The organism is Kribbella sp. DT2 (genome assembly GCF_049844575.1).
Lineage (GTDB): Bacteria > Actinomycetota > Actinomycetes > Propionibacteriales > Kribbellaceae > Kribbella.
In genome coordinates this window covers 375,054-391,804 of record NZ_JBNCLH010000001.1, presented here as the reverse complement: position 1 = coordinate 391,804, position 16,751 = coordinate 375,054, and the positions used below count along the sequence as shown (strand labels likewise).

14 protein-coding genes are annotated in these 16,751 nt (G+C 71.3%); 6 read left to right on the top strand and 8 right to left on the bottom strand.

The genetic code is table 11. From position 1 onward, the window contains the following. Positions 1–6: 6 nt before the first annotated feature. Entirely contained in the window at positions 7–879 is an 873-nt protein-coding gene (locus ACLQ2O_RS01870) for a hypothetical protein (protein WP_425826452.1), read from the bottom strand. A gap of 232 nt (positions 880–1,111) precedes the next feature. Between ACLQ2O_RS01870 and ACLQ2O_RS01865 the strand changes: the two genes are divergently transcribed. Next, positions 1,112–1,435, top strand: coding sequence for a rhodanese-like domain-containing protein (locus ACLQ2O_RS01865; RefSeq protein WP_425826450.1), 324 nt, complete (start codon positions 1,112–1,114; stop codon positions 1,433–1,435). 138 nt (positions 1,436–1,573) lie between these two features. Next, the gene (locus tag ACLQ2O_RS01860) at positions 1,574–5,011 is read left to right on the top strand and encodes a phosphodiester glycosidase family protein (RefSeq protein WP_425826448.1); all 3,438 of its coding nucleotides are present in this window, start codon (positions 1,574–1,576) and stop codon (positions 5,009–5,011) included. Between the two features lie 75 nt (positions 5,012–5,086). Here ACLQ2O_RS01860 and ACLQ2O_RS01855 read toward each other — a convergent pair whose 3' ends face one another. Both ACLQ2O_RS01855 and ACLQ2O_RS01850 read right to left on the bottom strand, forming a co-directional pair. Next, positions 5,087–5,737 carry a PhzF family phenazine biosynthesis protein gene (locus ACLQ2O_RS01855; RefSeq protein ID WP_425826446.1) on the bottom strand — a complete coding sequence of 217 codons (651 nt, stop codon included), beginning with the start codon at positions 5,735–5,737 and terminating at the stop codon, positions 5,087–5,089. Further along, positions 5,734–6,021, bottom strand: coding sequence for an antibiotic biosynthesis monooxygenase family protein (locus ACLQ2O_RS01850; protein WP_425826444.1), 288 nt, complete (start codon positions 6,019–6,021; stop codon positions 5,734–5,736). The genes ACLQ2O_RS01855 and ACLQ2O_RS01850 overlap by 4 nt, the downstream gene beginning before the upstream one ends. A 73-nt stretch (positions 6,022–6,094) precedes the next feature. Here ACLQ2O_RS01850 and ACLQ2O_RS01845 point away from each other — a divergent pair, with 73 nt between their 5' ends. Further along, positions 6,095–7,006, top strand: coding sequence for a S66 peptidase family protein (locus tag ACLQ2O_RS01845; protein WP_425826442.1), 912 nt, complete (start codon positions 6,095–6,097; stop codon positions 7,004–7,006). Here ACLQ2O_RS01845 and ACLQ2O_RS01840 read toward each other — a convergent pair. After that, positions 7,000–7,938 (bottom strand): helix-turn-helix transcriptional regulator, encoded by a 939-nt coding sequence (locus ACLQ2O_RS01840; RefSeq protein ID WP_425826440.1) that lies wholly within the window; start codon positions 7,936–7,938, stop codon positions 7,000–7,002. The genes ACLQ2O_RS01845 and ACLQ2O_RS01840 overlap by 7 nt on opposite strands. Positions 7,939–7,999: 61 nt before the next feature. On the opposite strand from ACLQ2O_RS01840, the gene ACLQ2O_RS01835 reads away from it, so the two are divergent. Beyond that, positions 8,000–8,398, top strand: coding sequence for a RidA family protein (locus ACLQ2O_RS01835; protein WP_425826438.1), 399 nt, complete (start codon positions 8,000–8,002; stop codon positions 8,396–8,398). Beyond that, positions 8,395–8,835 (top strand): SRPBCC domain-containing protein, encoded by a 441-nt coding sequence (locus tag ACLQ2O_RS01830; RefSeq protein WP_425826436.1) that lies wholly within the window; start codon positions 8,395–8,397, stop codon positions 8,833–8,835. The genes ACLQ2O_RS01835 and ACLQ2O_RS01830 overlap by 4 nt, the downstream gene beginning before the upstream one ends. On the opposite strand, the gene ACLQ2O_RS01825 is transcribed toward ACLQ2O_RS01830, so the two are convergent. The 3 genes from ACLQ2O_RS01825 to ACLQ2O_RS01815 are packed head-to-tail and all read right to left on the bottom strand — an operon-like array spanning position 8,822 to position 14,172. Continuing rightward, positions 8,822–10,603, bottom strand: a complete 1,782-nt coding sequence (locus ACLQ2O_RS01825; protein ID WP_425826434.1) for an alpha/beta fold hydrolase — start codon at positions 10,601–10,603, stop codon at positions 8,822–8,824. The two genes, ACLQ2O_RS01830 and ACLQ2O_RS01825, sit on opposite strands and share 14 nt — an antisense overlap. Positions 10,604–10,630: 27 nt before the next feature. Then, entirely contained in the window at positions 10,631–12,409 is a 1,779-nt protein-coding gene (locus tag ACLQ2O_RS01820; RefSeq protein WP_425826432.1) for an ABC transporter ATP-binding protein, read from the bottom strand. Continuing rightward, positions 12,406–14,172, bottom strand: coding sequence for an ABC transporter transmembrane domain-containing protein (locus tag ACLQ2O_RS01815; RefSeq protein WP_425826430.1), 1,767 nt, complete (start codon positions 14,170–14,172; stop codon positions 12,406–12,408). Before ACLQ2O_RS01815 ends, ACLQ2O_RS01820 begins: the two co-directional genes overlap by 4 nt. Positions 14,173–14,320: 148 nt before the next feature. On the opposite strand from ACLQ2O_RS01815, the gene ACLQ2O_RS01810 reads away from it, so the two are divergent. Then, a complete protein-coding gene (locus ACLQ2O_RS01810; RefSeq protein WP_425826428.1) occupies positions 14,321–15,733 on the top strand; it encodes an MFS transporter in 1,413 nt (470 codons plus the stop codon). On the opposite strand, the gene ACLQ2O_RS01805 is transcribed toward ACLQ2O_RS01810, so the two are convergent. Beyond that, a complete protein-coding gene (locus ACLQ2O_RS01805; protein ID WP_425826426.1) occupies positions 15,726–16,748 on the bottom strand; it encodes a GTP pyrophosphokinase in 1,023 nt (340 codons plus the stop codon). The genes ACLQ2O_RS01810 and ACLQ2O_RS01805 overlap by 8 nt on opposite strands. Between the last annotated feature and the right edge of the window lie 3 nt (positions 16,749–16,751).

Sequence of the window (16,751 nt, the reverse complement as noted above, 5' to 3'; positions counted from 1 at the left end):
AGGTCGTCACCAGGGCAGCGAAGCGGAGCGGCGGCCGGCATCGAGTTGGACGACCAGCGGTGTCGCACCGGCCGTTCGTTCCAGCTGGATCTTTCGGCCGATGGTCGCTCCCGCGGCCAGCCCCTCGAACTCCCAGGTGTCCGCACTGCCGTGCCACCCCGCAGGCACCGGAACGCGGACAGACCCGCGAGCCGCCGTACGGCCGAAGTTCGTCACCTGCACCTCGAGCCGGCCGCCGCTCGAGTGCACCGACGCCAGTACGGTCCCCACCGGCGCCACCAGCGCGCGGGTGGCCACCAGGCCGGCGACCGACAACCGTGCGACCTGCCCGGCTCGGACCGGGAACGGCCCGATGACCTGGCCGACGACGTCGGCCATCGGTACGCCGTACGAGCGTCCGGCGACCTGCACCTGAAACTCATCGCCCGGCGCGAGCCCCTCGATCAGCCGCATCCCGGCCTCGGCCGGGCCGATCAGCCGGACGCCGACATCGGCCGTACGACGGGCGACCAGGTGGAACGTCGCTCTCGACAGCGTCGCCGGCGTGAGGTCCCAGACGCCGTCGGCGTTCGCAGTCGTCGTGTCCGGCGGGACAATTCTGAGCTTGCCCTGCAGAGCGACCTTCACCACCGTGAGCGCCGGGAGCTGGCCGGCCGGCAGGCGGACGACCAGGTCGTCGCCGTCGCGGCGCCAGGTGAGTGCCTTGCCGGTCCGCTCCTCGATGACGTGCCGCGGCGTGGTCGCCAGTCCCGGAAGCCGGATCTCGTGGTCGGCGGGGCGGCGGGTGATCTTGAGCAGCAGGACGCCGCAGTTCCGCAGGATCGCCTCACCCCACGGCTGCGGGCCGAACTCGCCGGGGATCCCCTCGACCAACGCCAAGCCGTGCCTCCCGTTGTCAGCCGATGCTGACCGTTGCCGACGCCGTCGCGCGGTCGCCGCCGTGACTTCGTCGTGCCGGCCGTCGTCGTCCGGTCGGGGGTCGCGGACGGGCGGCCCCCGGTCGACTTTCCGCCGCCTGACCGGCGGTGTCAACGCACGATCCACCGGCTGAGCATCCGCATTCCGTCGCTCCGGGTGTGATGGTTCACCCGCGGGCTGCAATGATCGGGGTATGACGCAGAACCCGATGATTCCCGCCGTCGTCGTCGCCGACGTGGACGACGCTTTGCTGGCCGAGGCCTTCGTGCTCGACGTGCGGGAGCCGGACGAGTGGAACAGCGGTCACATCGAGGGCGCGACGCACATTCCGCTCGGCCAGCTGCAGCAGCGGGTCGGCGAGGTGCCGCTCGGCCAGAAGGTGATCTGCGTGTGCGCGGTCGGCGGCCGCTCCGGCGTCGCCACCCAGTACCTGCTGTCCGAGGGCCGCGAGGCGATCAACCTCGACGGCGGGATGCACGCCTGGCAGTCGTACGGCCGCGAGATCGCCACCGACTGATCGGGTAGAAAATCTTCCGATCGACCGTCGGAGACGTTAGTTTGTCACCGTTCGGTCGATCGGCGTACACCCACGCCTCACACGGCAGTAGGACACGCCTCGTCGGATGGCCACGCCCGTCCACCGCCAGGAGGCTCCGTGTCCACGCCCGCTCTCTCCAGACCAGTACGTCGTACACTCACCGCCGGCCTCGTCGCCGGCGGACTGCTCCTCACCACCATCCAGCCTGCTTCGGCTGACCCCATCCAGCCGGTCGAAGCCCACCGCGGCTCCTCGGCCGCCTCCGACATCCCCGACGTCGCGATCGCCCCACCGGGCGAAGGCATCGTCACCCGCCGTACCGACAGCCCCGTCGCGCCCGGTGTGAACTACACCAGCTTCGACCGTCTCGACGCGCGCGGCTGGTTGCGCGGCGACATCCTCGTCGCCGACCTCGACCGTCAAGGCGTCACCGTCGACTACCTCAACCCCGGTACGGTCTCCGGTCGCGAGGTGCTCAGCCAGCAGGTCGAGCGGAAGAAGGCGATCGCCGGCGTCAACGGCGACTTCTTCGACATCAACGACACCGGCGCACCGCTCGGCATCGGCATCGAGCGCGACGCCGACGGCGGCGCCGGCCGCTTCGTCAACGGTCCGTCGGCCGGCCACAACGACACCGCCGTGATCGGCAAGGACGGCCTCGGCCGCATCGCCCAGGTCTTCCTCGAAGGCTCCGCGACCGACGACGACGCGAGCAAGGTCGACCTGACCAACCTCAACTCGCCGACGGTCAACGCGAACGGCATCGGCCTCTACACCCCGCAGTGGGGCGAGGCCGCCCGCACCCGCACGGTCGACGGCCTCCCGACCGTCCGCGAGGTCATCCTCCGCGACGGCGTCGTCGTCTCCACGGCGACCACTCCCGCGACCACCCCGCTCGCCGCGAACGAGCAGGCCCTCATCGGCCGCGAGACCGGCGCGACCGCCCTGCAGGCGTTCGAGCCGGGCGACAAGGTCGAGGTGAAGTACGGCCCCCGCGCCGATGCCGCCGATGCCGCGGTCGCGCTCAGTGGCAACATCCAGCTCGCCCGCGACGGCCAGATCCTGAACGTCGACGACACCGCCCTGCACCCCCGCACCGCGATCGGCTTCTCCGCCGACGGCCGCCGGATGATCCTGCTCACCGTCGACGGCCGGATGGTCGACTCCCGCGGCCTGACCGAGAAGGAACTGGCCCGGCTGATGCTGGACCTCGGCGCCGACGACGTGCTCAACCTCGACGGCGGCGGTTCGTCGACGATGCTGAAGCGCTCGCCCGGCGAGGCCACGCCCGAGGTGGTCAACAAGCCGTCCGACGGCTCCGAGCGCCTCACCCCGAACGGCCTCGGCCTGCTCCCGGTCAAGGGTTCGGGCCGGCTCAAGGGCTTCCAGATCGAAGCAACCGGTACGACGGCCGAGCCCGCCGACGCCGATCTCACCCGCAGCGCGAGGGTCCTGACCGGCCTGAGTCGCGTCCTCACCGCTCGCGGCCACGACGAGACCTACGCACCCGCCGCCGGTACGCCGTACTGGTCGGCCGGCAGCAACGCCCGAGTCACGAGCTCCGGCGTCGTCACCGGCCGCCGGGCCGGCGACGTTGTGATCACCGCCGCGAAGGGCTCCGCCAACGGCCGCTTCCCGATGACCGTGCTCGGCGAGCCGACCCGGCTCGCGCCGTCGAGCAAGCAGGTGTCCGTGCCGAACGCCACCACCAAGGGCTTCTTCAGCGTCAACGGGTACGACGCCGACGGGTTCTCGACCTGGGTCGAGCCGCGTGACGTCAAGCTGACCTACGACCAGGCGCTCGTCAATGTAGTTGCCAAGGGCAATGGATTCGAGGTGAACGCGCTCGGCACCGATGCCGTCTCGACCGTGATCACCGCGAAGGTCGGCGCGCTCAGCACCCAGCTCAGCGTCACCGCCGGGCTGAGCAGTGAGGTCGTCGACGAGCTCGACGACCTGACCCGCTGGCAGGCGAACGCCGTACCGGCCGGTGCCGCGACCGCGACCCGGTCGGCCGCTGAAGGTCACGACGGCGGTCAGGCGATCGCGCTCGACTACTCGCTGACCGGCAGCACCGCGACGCGTGCGGCGTACCTGTCGATGACGCCGCAGCAGGTCCTGCCCGGTCAGCCGCAGAAGGTCGGCGCGTGGGTGTACGGCGACGGCAAGGGCGCCTGGCTGCGCGCCAACGCGTACGACGGCGCCGGCGGCTCGGCGCAGACCCTCAACCTCGCGACCACCGTCGACTGGACCGGCTGGAAGTACGTCGAGGCCGACGTCCCGCCGGGGCTGACGATGCCGCTGAAGTTCTGGCGGATCTACGTCGTCGAGACGGTCCCGACCCGCCAGTACGCCGGGCGGATCGTCGTCGACGACCTGACCGTCCGGGGTGCTCCGCCGGTCACCGTGCAGCCGCCGGCCACGGTGGTCGACCCGATGGTGGTTGCCGACGGCAAGCTCGACGGGAAGCGGTGGAAGTTCGCCGTACTGTCGGACGCGCAGTTCACCGCGGACGACCCGGAGTCCGACTTCGTCCAGCAGGCCCGGCGGACGATCCGCGAGGCGCTCGCGCAGCGCCCTGAGTTCCTGGTGATCAACGGCGACTTCGTCGACCGCGGCTTCGCGAACGACATCGCGCTGGCGAAGAAGATCATCGACGAGGAGGTCGCCGGGAAGGTGCCGGTGCACTACGTGCCGGGCAACCACGAGAGCTACGGCCCGGGTGACCTGTCGGAGTGGACCAAGGTGTTCGGTGCGCCGAGCAGCACGTTCGACCACAAGGGCACGCGGTTCGTGCTGCGGGACTCGTCGCTCGGGTCGCTGCGCGCCGGTGGGTTCGCGCAGATCCTCGACCTGCGCAAGCAGCTCGACGACGCGGCGAAGAACCCGGCGATCCGCAACGTCGTGGTGATGGCGCACCACCCGATCGACGACCCGTCGCCGACCGCGAACTCGCAGCTCGGGGACCGCAAGGAGGCCGAGCTGCTGGTCCGTTGGCTGGCCGACTTCCGCGCGTCGACCGGCAAGGGCGCGGCGTACATGGCCGCCCACGCGGGCACCTTCGCCGCTACTCGTACGGACGGAGTCCTGCTCCCGCTGACGGGCAACTCCGGCAAGAGCCCCGCCGCCGCTCCTGACGCGGGCGGCTTCACCGGCTGGGCCCTGGTCGGGATCGACCCCAACGCCCGCGCCGCTGACGCCGGCGTACGCCACTGGTCGGCTCCCGAGCGCTCCTGGTTCCAGGTCGAGCTGCGTCCGCACGTAGACGCCCTGGAGCTGGCGGCCCCGACAACCCTCCGCCGAGGCCAGTCGGCCACCGTCTCCGCCACGGTCGTCCAAGACTCCCGCCGAGTCCCCGTAGCCTTCCCGGTCACCGCCGACTGGACCGGCTCGACCTTCCTCCACCTCGGCCCCGCCAAAACAGCCCCGTTCTGGGCCGCGGCCGCCTACGACCCCACCACCGGCAAGCTCACCGCACTACGCCCCGGCACGGTCGACCTGGCAGTCACCGTCAACGGCACCACCAAGTCCCAGCGAATCCGCATCGACTGGTAAACCATCACCGAGTACGACGACCACTGGCCGGCCCTGTTCGAGCAACAGTGCCGGCCAGTGCAGTCCTGCCTGACCTCAGCCGGCTCCGGTCACCAGGCACCGCCCCCCAAGCCTGACCCCGTCCCCCTCCGGCCGAACCCGAATCACCGAGCCCCGGCCGTGCACCACCCGCAGCTCCCGACCGAGCCGCCCGGCAAGCACCATCGAGGCAGACCCGCACGCCTCGTCCTCGGGCTTTCCCTCACTCGGCGCGAACATCCGCGCCCTCACCACCCCAGCCACCTCGTCGAGCCAGGCCCACACCTGCACCGGCTCATCCGCAGGCGCACCCGTCAGCCCCTCGACCCCAGCCGGCGACTCGGCCTGCCGGTGACGAACATCCGGTGACCAGTTCGCGGGAGCGAACAGCCACTCGACGCTGCCCTCCGCCCACACCTCGACCTCCCCGGCCTCGGTGGCGAACACCGACGGCGCGTGCCCGAGCGACCGCAGTACGGCGGCGGTGCCCAGCAGGGGATGCCCGGCAAACCGCCGTTCCAGCAAGCGGTTGTGAATCCGCACGGTCCGCAGATCCTCCGCGACGAACACCGTCGCCGGCTCGGTGGCGCCGGTTGCCAGGTGTTGGCGCTCGTCCGCCGAAGGCATCCCGGCCACCAGCACGACCGCGACCTCGTTGCCGTAGGCCCCGTTGTCGGCGGTGAAGACCCGAGCGGTCCGGCGAGTCACCCCTCGACGTCGGTGAAGTGTTCGACGTGGGGTGGGTTGGCGAAGTGCGGGCCGATCAGGCCGCGCCAGATGGCGAAGCCTTGGCCGGCCCGGAACGCCTCGTGGGCCTCCACCGACTCCCACTCGACCAGCAGGACGAACCGCGTCGGTGTCTCGATGCCGCGGGTCATCCGGATGCTCAGCGCGCCGGCCGCCTTCAGCTGCTGGCGGGCCTCCCGGTACGCCGCCTCGAAGTCGGCTTCCTGCCCGGCCACCACATCGATCAACGCAATCTCGAGAGCCATGTCCTCACCTTTTCACGGGGGTGGAAGGCCGCCCGGCGGTGGTCGGAGGCTGGACAGCGGATAGCGTTCAGGGGTGACGGAGCTGAGGAAAGCGCGGCGGCTGAAGGCTGGGGATCGGGTGGCTGTGGTGGCGCCCGCTGGGCCGTTGAAGGCGGAGCGGCTGGAGGCGGGGAGCGATCAGCTGCGCGGCTGGGGGCTCGAGGTCGAGGTGATGCCGTCGGCGCTGGCGCGCGACGAGCGGCTGCCTTACCTGGCGGGGAGTGACGAAGCTCGGGCGGAGGACTTCACCAACGCCTGGCTGGACGACCGGTTCCAAGCGGTGTTCTGCGGACGCGGCGGGTACGGCGTACAGCGGATGCTGCCCCTGCTCGACCTGGACGCGTTGGCCGCGGTGGAGAAGGTGTTCGTCGGGTTCAGCGACATCACCGCGCTGCACGAGGCGTTGAACGCGCGCGGCCTGGTGACCGTGCACGGCCCGATGGCGGCCGGGGTCGAGCAGCTCGCGACCGGCGGCGACCGGCTCAGGGACCTGCTGTTCGCGCCGGAGAAGATCACCGATCTGCTCGCGCCGCGCGGCGCGGCGACAGTGGTCCCCGGTACGGCGGAAGGCCGGCTGCTCGGCGGCAACCTCGCGTTGCTCGCGGCCAGCCTCGGATCGCCGACGGCGGTGATGCCCGCGGGCATCGTGCTGCTGGAGGACGTCAGCGAGGACGGGTACCGCGTCGACCGGCTGCTGACCCAGCTGCTGCGTGCGGGATGGTTCGACCAGGTGACCGGGCTCGTGATCGGCGACTTCAGCGAAGCCGACGACGGTGGGCTGGTCGCGGACGTCGTACGGGAACGTCTCGAGCCGCTGCAGGTCCCGATGGTCACCGGTGCCGCGATCGGCCACGAGGACCTCAACCTCGCCGTACCGCTGGGACTTCCGACGAGACTCGACGCCACCAACGGGGTGCTGCAGCCGCTCGAGCCCGCGTTTCAGTAGCGCTCGGCCAGCCACTGGCCGAAGACGCGAAGCCGTGCGCTCAGCGCGACCGGCTCGATGACGTCCAGCTCGAGGTTCAGGTACGCCAGCCAGCGCGCGGCCCAGTCGAGGTCGTTGGTGCCGAACTGCAGCTCGCACTCGTCACCAGTGTCGACCACGGCCGCGACGCTCGGGTCGACGAGCTCGCGGACCAGGTCGCCCGACGTGTGGACCGCCACCCGCACCTGATGCCGCCACCGCCCGTGCGCCAGCGACTGGGCGACCAGCTGCGCGGCATCGTCAGGCGGCGAGGGCGCCGGCAGGTGGATCCCGAGCGGCTGCGCCTGCGAGATCCGGTCGACGGCGTACACCCTCCACTCGTCCGCCCCACGCGCACAGGCGACCAGGTACCACAGCCGCCGCAACGCCACCAACCGGTACGGCTGCACCTCGACCGCCCGGTCGTCCGCAGTCCCCATCGGCCGGTGCCGGAACCGCACAGCCTCACCAGCCCGGCACGCCAAGGCCAGCTGCACCAGTACGTCGCCAGAAGCCCGTCGCGGCGAACGCCCCTGATAAGCCTGTACGTCGGTCAGCGCCGTCAACCGCGTCTGCCACTGCGACGGCACGACCTGCGTCAGCTTGGCCAGAGCCGTGACCGCAGCCGTCTCCAACCCCTCGACCCCCACCGCCGTCCGCAGACTCAGCGCCACCGCAGCGACCTCGTCGGCATCCAGCAGCAGCGGCGGCATCGCCCGCCCCTGCGCCAGCCGGTAGCCGCCGTCGCGCCCGGCCGAGCCGTCGATCCGGTAGCCCAGCTCGCGCAGCTGCGCGATGTCGCGCCGGGCGGTCCGCTCGGTCACGCCGAGCCGGGCCGCCAGCGTGGGCGCGGAGATGCCCGGGTGCGTCTGCAGCAGCGCGAGCGTCTCGAGCCGGCGGCTGGTGGTGCTCATAGCCAAAACTAACCCGGAAACCCGGACAGTATCTGACCGGGTAGTGGGTGATCCTTGATTCATGACCGAGAAAACACTGCTGCGCCCCGAAGGACTCGTGAACTCCCCGGCGTTCACCCACGTCGCCGTCGTCCCCGCCGGCATGACCACCCTGTACGTCGGCGGCCAGAACGCTGTCGACGGCGAGGGCAAGCTGATCGGCGGTGACGACGCCGCGGCGCAGACCGAGCAGGTGATGAAGAACCTGAGGACCGCCCTGGCGGCCGTCGGTGCCACCGTGCACGACCTGGTGTCGATGACCATCTACCTGGCCGACGACGTCGACCTCGCCAAGGCCTATCCCGTGGCCGCGGCCGGGCTGGAAGGCGCGGCACCGACCGTGCAGGGCATCCGCGTCACCAGCCTGACCGTTCCCGGCGCCCTCCTGGAGGTCAGTGCGATCGCGGCGATCGCCCCGTGAGCAACAAGCCGGATCGCGACGTGCCCGCCCACGTCGGCAGGACGAAGGACGCCGGCTGGCAGATCGGCGTCTCCAAGACCGTCGACCGCCCGGCCGACGAGGTGTGGGACTTCGTCACCTCGCCGGCCGGCGTCGCGATCTGGCTCGGCGAGGGCGTCACGCTGCTCAACGAGAAGGGCACCGGCTACGAGACCAAGGACGGCACCCGCGGCGAGCTGCGCAGCTTCCGCGACCTCACCCGGGTCCGCCTCACCTGGCAGCCCGCCGACTGGTCGCACGAGACGACCGTTCAGCTCACCGTCTCCGCGACCGGCAAGGGCAAGGCCCGCCTCGGGGTCCACCAGGAACGCCTGACCGACGCCGCCGAACGCGAGCACCAACGCAAGCACTGGCAGGGCGTCGTCAACCAGCTGGTCGCGGCGATCACTGCCGGCTGAGGTGCTCCCGCAGGAACGCGAACGCCTTCGGGTAGGCGTCGAGCTTGTTGGCCCGCTTCGCCAGCCCGTGCCCTTCGTCGCCGTACACGAGCAGCTCGCACGGCACCTTCCGCTTCTCCAGCGCGGCGACGATCTGCTCGGCCTCCGACAGCGGCACCCGCGGGTCGTTCGCGCCGTGGATCACGAACAGCGGCGCCTCGATCGCATCCACCTTGCTGAGCGGGCTGGCCAGCTCCAGGAAGGGACGGTCCGTCTCCAGGTACCCGTACTCCCGCTCCCGCGCCACCCGCCGGTACGACGAGGTGTTCTCCAGGAAAGTGACCAGCGAAGCGATCCCGACGATGTCCACCCCGGCCGCCCACAGCTCCGGCTGGAAGGCGAGCCCGGCCAGCACCATGTACCCGCCGTACGAGCCGCCCCACAGTGCGACGCGTGCCTGGTCGACCCCGATGGTCGGCAGCCAGGCATGCAGTGCGGCCAGGTCGCGGACCGAGTCCAGCCGCAGCTGCCGGTCGTCCAGCGAGTACCAGCGCTTGCCGTAGCCCGCGGAGCCGCGCACGTTCGGCACCAGCACGGTGCGGCCGTCCGCCACGAGTCCGGCGACCAGCGGGTGCCAGATCTTCCCGTGCTGCCACTCCGGACCGCCGTGCACGAACAGCACCGCCGAGCCGTCCCCACCGCCATCCGGCTGGTACACGTACACCGGCACCTGCTCACCGTCGAACGACTCCACCCGGTACGACGTCGGGTGCTGCAAGGCGGGCAGCTCCAGCGGCTCCGGCGCCCGGACGGCGTCGAGCGCGCCGGTCGCCACCGAGTACCGGAACACGTACGGCGGCTCGACCGGGCTGCTGTACGTGATCAGCAAGTGGCCACCGTCCGAAGACCAGTGCGGCGCCGCCTCGGTCAGGATCGCGCCGCACCCACCCGGCGGCAGCGCGATCGGTGCGATCAGCCCGCCGTCGATCCCGTGCAGCGCCAGCGACACCTCGCCATCGTTGCTAGTGGCAACCAATAGGTGCTGCCCGTCCGGGCCGGCGGAACCGATCAGGTCCTGGGTGTCGTCCGCCGCCACCACGCTCAGGGCACGGGTGCCCAGGTCGTACGTGAAGATCGCGACCCGGTCCCGGTCCACGTCGCCGGAGAGCAGGAAGCCGCTGGAGTCCGGCAGCCAGGACACGGCGTACACCGTGTTCGGATCGTCGTACGCCGTGACGTCGCTGACCTCGCCGGTCGCGGTCTCGACGAGCAGGACGTGGTGCGCGTTGGCCGGTCGGCCGGCGCGGGTCACGGCGACCCAGCGGTCGTCCGGCGACGGGTCGACGGCGCTCACGTAGCCGCCGCCGTCGTACAGCGTGGTCTCGACCCCGGTCGCCAGGTCCAGCGCGACCAGGTCGAAGTCGACCTCGTTGCGGCGGTTGGTGGTGAACAGCACGCGGCCGGGCCGCGCGGTGACCAGGTGGTGGAAGTACGCCGGGTCGTGGACCAGCGGCTCCTGCGACGGAGTGTCCGAGGTCAGGTCGAGCAGGAACAGCTGTCCCCGCTCGTCGCCGCCGGTGTCCTGCTCGACGACCACCTGGCGGCTGCCCGGGACGTAGTAGGCCGAGACGACCCGCTCGCCCGAAGTGGTCAGCGTGTGCCAGGTGCCGTCCGGTCCGACCTCGTGCAGCTGGCGGACGCCGCTGCCGTCGTACCCGATCAGCAGGCGCCCCTCCTGGTCGATGTCGAAGGCAACCAGGTACGGAAGGGAGAGCAGAGCGGGCAGCATGCTCCCGACCCTACCCACCCTTCCCCGTCATCTATCCCCGTGCCAGGAGTGCCACAGCGCCGCGTACGGACCGCCTGCGTCGACCAGGTCGTCGTGGCCGCCGAGCTCGACGATCCGGCCGTCCTCGACCACCGCGATCACGTCCGCGTCGTGCGCGGTGTGCAGGCGGTGGGCGATCGCCACCACGGTCCGGCCTTCCAGTACGCCGGCCAGCGAGCGCTCCAGGTGCCGGGCCGCGCGCGGGTCCATCAGGGAGGTCGCCTCGTCCAGCACCAGCGTGTGCGGGTCAGCCAGCACCAGCCGGGCCAGGGCGACCTGCTGCGCCTGCGCCGGGGTCAGCGTCGTACCGCCTGAGCCAACCTCGGTGTCCAGGCCGTGCTCGAACCCGGCGACCCAGGCGTGCGCGTCGACTGAGCGGAGCGCGTCCCAGAGCTCGGCGTCGGCCGCACTCGGCCGGGCCAGTAGCAGGTTGTCCCGCATGGTGCCGACGAACACGTGGTGCTCCTGGTTGACCAGCGCGACGTGGCTGCGCACCTGCTCGGCCGACATCTCGCCGAGCGCCGCACCACCCAGGGTGATGTCACCGAGGCGCGGTGAGTAGATGCCGGCCAGCAACCGGCCCAGCGTGGACTTGCCGGCCCCGGACGGTCCAACCAGCGCCACCCGGGCGCCGGGCTCCACGGTGAGCGTGACGCCGTGCAGCACGTCGCGGCCCTCCAGGTATCCGAAGCGGACCTCGTCGGCCAGCACGGTTCGCCCGTCCGGCTCCTCCTGCTCACTGACCGCGGCCGCCTCGATCTCCCGGACGCCGACCAGCCGGGCCAGCGAGACCTGGGCGACCTGCAGCTCGTCGTACCAGCGGATCATCATGTTCACCGGCTCGACGAGCATCTGGATGTAGAGCGCGCCGGTGGTCAGCGCGCCGACGGTGATCCAGCCCTGGATCGACAGCGCGCCCCCGAGCATCAGGACCGCGGCGAGCGCGATCGCGTGGGTCATGTTGATCACCGGGAACAGGATCATCCGCAGGTACAGGGTGTACCGCTCCCAGCCGACCCACTGCCCGATCCGGGTGTCGCCGAGCTCGATCCGGCGGCGGCCGAGCCGGTGCGACTCGACCGTGCGGCCGGCGTCCACGGTCTCGGCCAGCGCCGACGCGACCGCGGCGTACCCGGCGGCCTCCGACCGGTACGCCGAAGGCGCGCGGCGGAAGTACCAGCGGCCGCCGATGATCAGCACCGGCGCGGCGATCACCACGGCGACCGCCAGCTCCGGCGCGGTCACCACGAGCGCACCGATCAGCAGCCCGGCCCAGACCACGGCGATCGTCAGCTGCGGTACGGCGTCGCGCATGGCGTGCGACAGCCGGTCGACGTCGGTGGTGATCCGGGACAGCAGGTCGCCGGTCCCGGCCCGCTCCAGCACGCCCGGCGGCAGCGCCACCGAGCGGACCAGGAAGTCCTCGCGCAGGTCGGCGAGCATCTCCTCACCCAGCACGGCGCCGCGCAGCCGGGTGATCCGGACGAACACGGTCTGCACGGCCAGTGCGATCAGGAAGCCCAGCACGACGTACGGAAGGTCGACGTCGTGATCGCCGACGGACAGCTTCTCCACCACGTTGCCGAGCAGCCAGGGCCCGACCATGCCGCTCAGCGCCGCGACCGTGTTGACCGCGGTCAACCAGCCGAATGCTCTGCGGTGCCGCCGGAACAGGATCCTCAGGTAGGCCTTGACCGTCGCCGGACCGGCCACCGGGAGGCGGGCCGCCTCCTGCGGGGCGGCCGGGTCGTACTCGGGGCGCTTCACACCGACTCCTCGAGAGTTGGCTCGTCTTCACGGGTGACGACCGCGCGGTAGCGCCGGTCGGTGTGGACCAGTTCATGGTGGGCACCAACGGCGGCGACGCGACCGTCCGGCACGAACACGACCCGGTCGGCGCGGTCCAGCATCAGCGGGCTCGACGTGAACACCACGGTGGTACGACCGGCTCGCAGCGCCCGCAGGCCGTCGGCGATCCGGGCCTCGGTGTGCGCGTCGACCGCGCTGGTCGGCTCGTCCAGCACGAGTACGGCGGGGTCGACGTACAGCGAGCGGGCCAGTGCGACCCGCTGCCGCTGGCCGCCGGACAGGGACCGCCCGCGCTCGGTCAGGATCGCCTGCATCGGGTCGGTGGGACCTCCTGCCGGCAGCGACTGCCGCAGCACGTCGAGGATGTCGGCGCACTGCGCCGCCTCGAGCGCCTGCTCGGCCGTGACGGCTCCGCTCGACGGTACGTCGAACAGGTCGCGCACAGTCCCGGACAGCAGCACCGGGTCCTTGTCCTGCACCAGCACCGCCGTACGGGCGGACTCCAGCGGCAGGTCGTCGAGCGCGAGGCCGTCCAGCAACGCCGAGGCGTCGCCCGGCTCGGCCTCCGGGCTGTGACCACCCAGGTGGTCGGCCAGCCGGCCACCGGCGTCCGGGTTCCCGCAGACGACCGCGGTGAAGCTCCCGGCCGGCACCTCCAGCCCCGAGACCGGGTCGAACAGGTCGCCCTCGGGCACCTGGGCCGCGCCGGTCCCGCGGGTCTCGTCCATCCGCTGCAGCGAGAGCACGCGGGCCGCCCGGCGCGCGGAGACCTTGGAGAAGATGAACGCGCTGGCCGTCTCCTCGAAGGTGTGCAGCGGCACGAGCATGAACGTGATGAACCCGTACGTCGTGACGAGCTCACCGACCGAGATCCGGCCGGTCACCACCAGGCGGATCCCGAACCAGACGACCACGACCAGGAACAGCCCGAACAGCAGGACCTGCAGCGCCGCGATCAGCGACCACATCCGGGCGCTGTGCACCGCGCTCTGCCGGTACTCCTGCGAGGCCGCGCGGTAGCGGTCCAGGAACAGCTGCTCCCCGCCGATGCCGCGCAGCACGCGCAGACCGGCGACGGTGTCCGCGGCCAGCTCGGTCGCCCGGCCGCCCTTGGCCCGCTGCGCGTCGGCCCGGCGTTCGGCCGGACCCATCAGCGGCACGATCGAGAAGGCCAGGACCGGTACGGCGACCGCGACCACCAGACCGAGCTGCGGCTCGTAGAAGAGCAGCCCGACGACCACCGCGAAGCAGGTCAGCAGGGCAGCGGCGAACCGGCCCAGCACCTCGACGAACCAGCCGATCTTCTCGACGTCGCCGCTGCTCACCGCGACCACTTCGCCGGCCGCGATCCGGCGGGTCAGCAGCGACCCGAGCTCGGCCGCCTTGCGCATCAGCAGCTGCTGCAGGCGGGCCGCCGTACTGATCCAGTTGGAGACCACCGCGCGGTGGAAGAACGAGTCGGCGGCAGCCTTGGCCGCACCGAAGACGAGCAGCAGGCCGACCGCCAGGAACAGCTTCGGCCAGGACTTGTCGATCACGGCCTGGACGGCCATGCCGACCGCGACCGGGGCCGCGGCGATCCCGCCGAAGAAGAGCACTCCCCAGCCCAGCGCGGCAAGCTGGCCGCGGAGCTGCTGGTGCTCCAGCCAGAGGATGAGTCGGAGGCCGGACCGGGTGTCGGGCACACCCGGGTCGGCGAACGGAACAAGGCGCAACGACATGACGTCTCACAGGAGGCGTAGGAGGGGGTTTGGCGCCTGAACCAGGCGAATGGACCAAGCCTAGGCTCGCCGCCGTACGCCGTGCCAGCTCTTTTCACCAGGCGGTCTGTAGGCTGCGCGAGGGGCGGTCGACGGGAGGCTGGAACGGGTGCGTGACCTGACTCGGCGGCAGCGGTTGCTGGTGCTGGGAATCTGTTGCCTGAGCCTGTTCATCGTCGGCCTGGACTCCACGATCGTGAACCTGGCGCTGCCGGCCATCCGGTCCGACCTGGACGCTTCGGTGTCGAAGCTGCAGTGGACGATCGACGCCTACACGCTGGTACTGGCCAGCCTGCTGATGATCTCCGGCTCGACCGCGGACCGGGTCGGGCGGCGCCGGACCTTCCAGGTCGGGCTGGTGATGTTCGGGCTCGGGTCGCTGCTGTGCGGGCTGGCGCCGACGGTCGACCTGCTGATCGTGTTCCGGATGCTGCAGGCGGTCGGCGGCTCGATGCTCAACCCGGTCGCGATGTCGATCATCACCAACACCTTCACCGACCCGCGCGAGCGGGCGCAGGCGATCGGCGTCTGGGGCGGCGTGGTCGGGCTGAGCATGTCGGTCGGGCCGCTGGTCGGCGGCGCCCTGGTCGACTCGGCCGGCTGGCGGTACATCTTCTGGATCAACGTGCCCGTCGTACTGATCGCCCTGGTGCTGACCATGCGGTTCGTGCCCGAGTCGCGGGCGATGGTGGCGCGCCGGATCGACCCGGTCGGGCAGGTGCTCGTCGTTCTGCTGCTGGCGGGGATGACGTACGGGATCATCGAGGGCCGGGAGGCGGGCTGGACGTCGCCGCTGATCATCGGCTGCTTCACGATCGCCGTCGCCGCCCTGGTCGGCCTGGTCCTGTACGAGCGACGCCGGGACCAGCCGCTGCTCGAGCCCAGGTTCTTCCGCAGCGCGCCGTTCTCCGGAGCGACGCTGATCGCGGTCGCGGGCTTCGCCGCCCTGTCCGGCTTCCTGTTCCTCAACTCCCTGTACCTGCAGGAAGTTCGCGGCTTCACCGCGCTGCACGCCGGGCTGCTGACGCTGCCGATGGCGGCGATGACCGTGGTGTTCGCGCCGATCTCCGGCTGGCTCGTCGGCAACCGCGGACCGCGCCTGCCGCTGGTCGTCGCCGGGACCATGCTGGGCGTCAGCGGACTGATCCTGGCCCAGCTCACCACCAGTACGCCGACCCTGCTGCTGCTCGGCGGCTACCTGGTCTTCGGCCTCGGCTTCGGCATGCTGAACTCGCCGATCACCAACGCGGCCGTCTCCGGCATGCCCCGCGCGCAGGCCGGCGTGGCGGCCGCGATCGCGTCGACCAGCCGCCAGGTCGGCGCGTCCCTCGGCGTCGCGATCGTCGGCTCCGTGCTCACCGCCCAGCTCGTCGGCCCGCTCGAAACCGGGTTCGTCGACGCGGCCCAGCTCTGCTGGTACATCATCGCCGGCTGCGGCGTGCTCGTCCTGATCCTCGGCCTGATCACCACCGGCCGCTGGGCCCGCCGTACGGCGGAAGCGGTCGCGCAGGACCTCAGCTGATCCCTGCGCGGGCCAAAGCTTTGAGTCGCCCGCGGAGGATCTTCTGCCGCCGCTCCTCCTCCGGGAACAGCTCGACGTACGCCGAACCCTTCGCCGCGAGCAGGTCGTCGTCGAGCCGCCGGACCGTGCCGGCCGGGAAGCGGTGCGTCATCGCCGCCTGCACGGCCGCGCTGTCGATTCCCTGCAGCAGCTCGGTCAGCTGCTCCTCGGTGGTCACGCCGAGGTCGGACAGGATGCCCAGGATCCACACGTAGTGGTTGGTCTTGGCGTGCGGCGCGTCCGGGTACCGCCGGGTCAGGTACGTCGTCAGCGTGGCCGCAGTCAGGTCGCGCGGCGTCTCGTCGTCCCCGGCCGCGGCCAGCTCGCGGTAGAGCCGGTCGATCTCGGTGAACTCGTTGTCGGCCAGCTCCATCAGCGCCGCCGCGAGCAGGAACCGCCGGTCGAACTCCGGCTTGCGGTCCGGCGGGATGTCCAGCTTGTACCGGATGTCGTGCTCGAACTCGGCCCACGCGTGCTGGACCGCGGTCCGGACCTGGATCTCCATCACGAGGTTGCGCAGTACGGCGTACTCGGGCAACTCGCGGCGGGTCGCGTTCAGCCGGACCAGGTAGTGCTTGCTGGCGTAGCCGAAGACGCCCTGCGCGCGGGTGTGCGCGCCCATGTCGGTGTGCTCGACGATCTCGAACTCGGCCTCGATCACCTCGCAGACCCGGTCGACGGCCTCGACCAGGAACGTGATGATCCGGGCCGCGACCAGGTCGGTGATCTGGTTCAGCGGGTCGTCGTACTTCGGCCGGTCCGGATCGTCCGGCCGCGGTTTGGAGGCCTTCGACAGGAACGACTCCGGGTCCTTGGCCCGGGCGGTCGCGCTGAGGTAGTTGATGCCCTCTTCCTCGCCGATCAGCTCGTCGATCAGCGACTCCAGCTTGCGGGCACCGCCGACGTACTGCTGGTGCATGCGTTCGTACTGCGCCGCCGCCTGCTGGGCCCAGTCCCTGGCCTCAACCCCACCCATGCG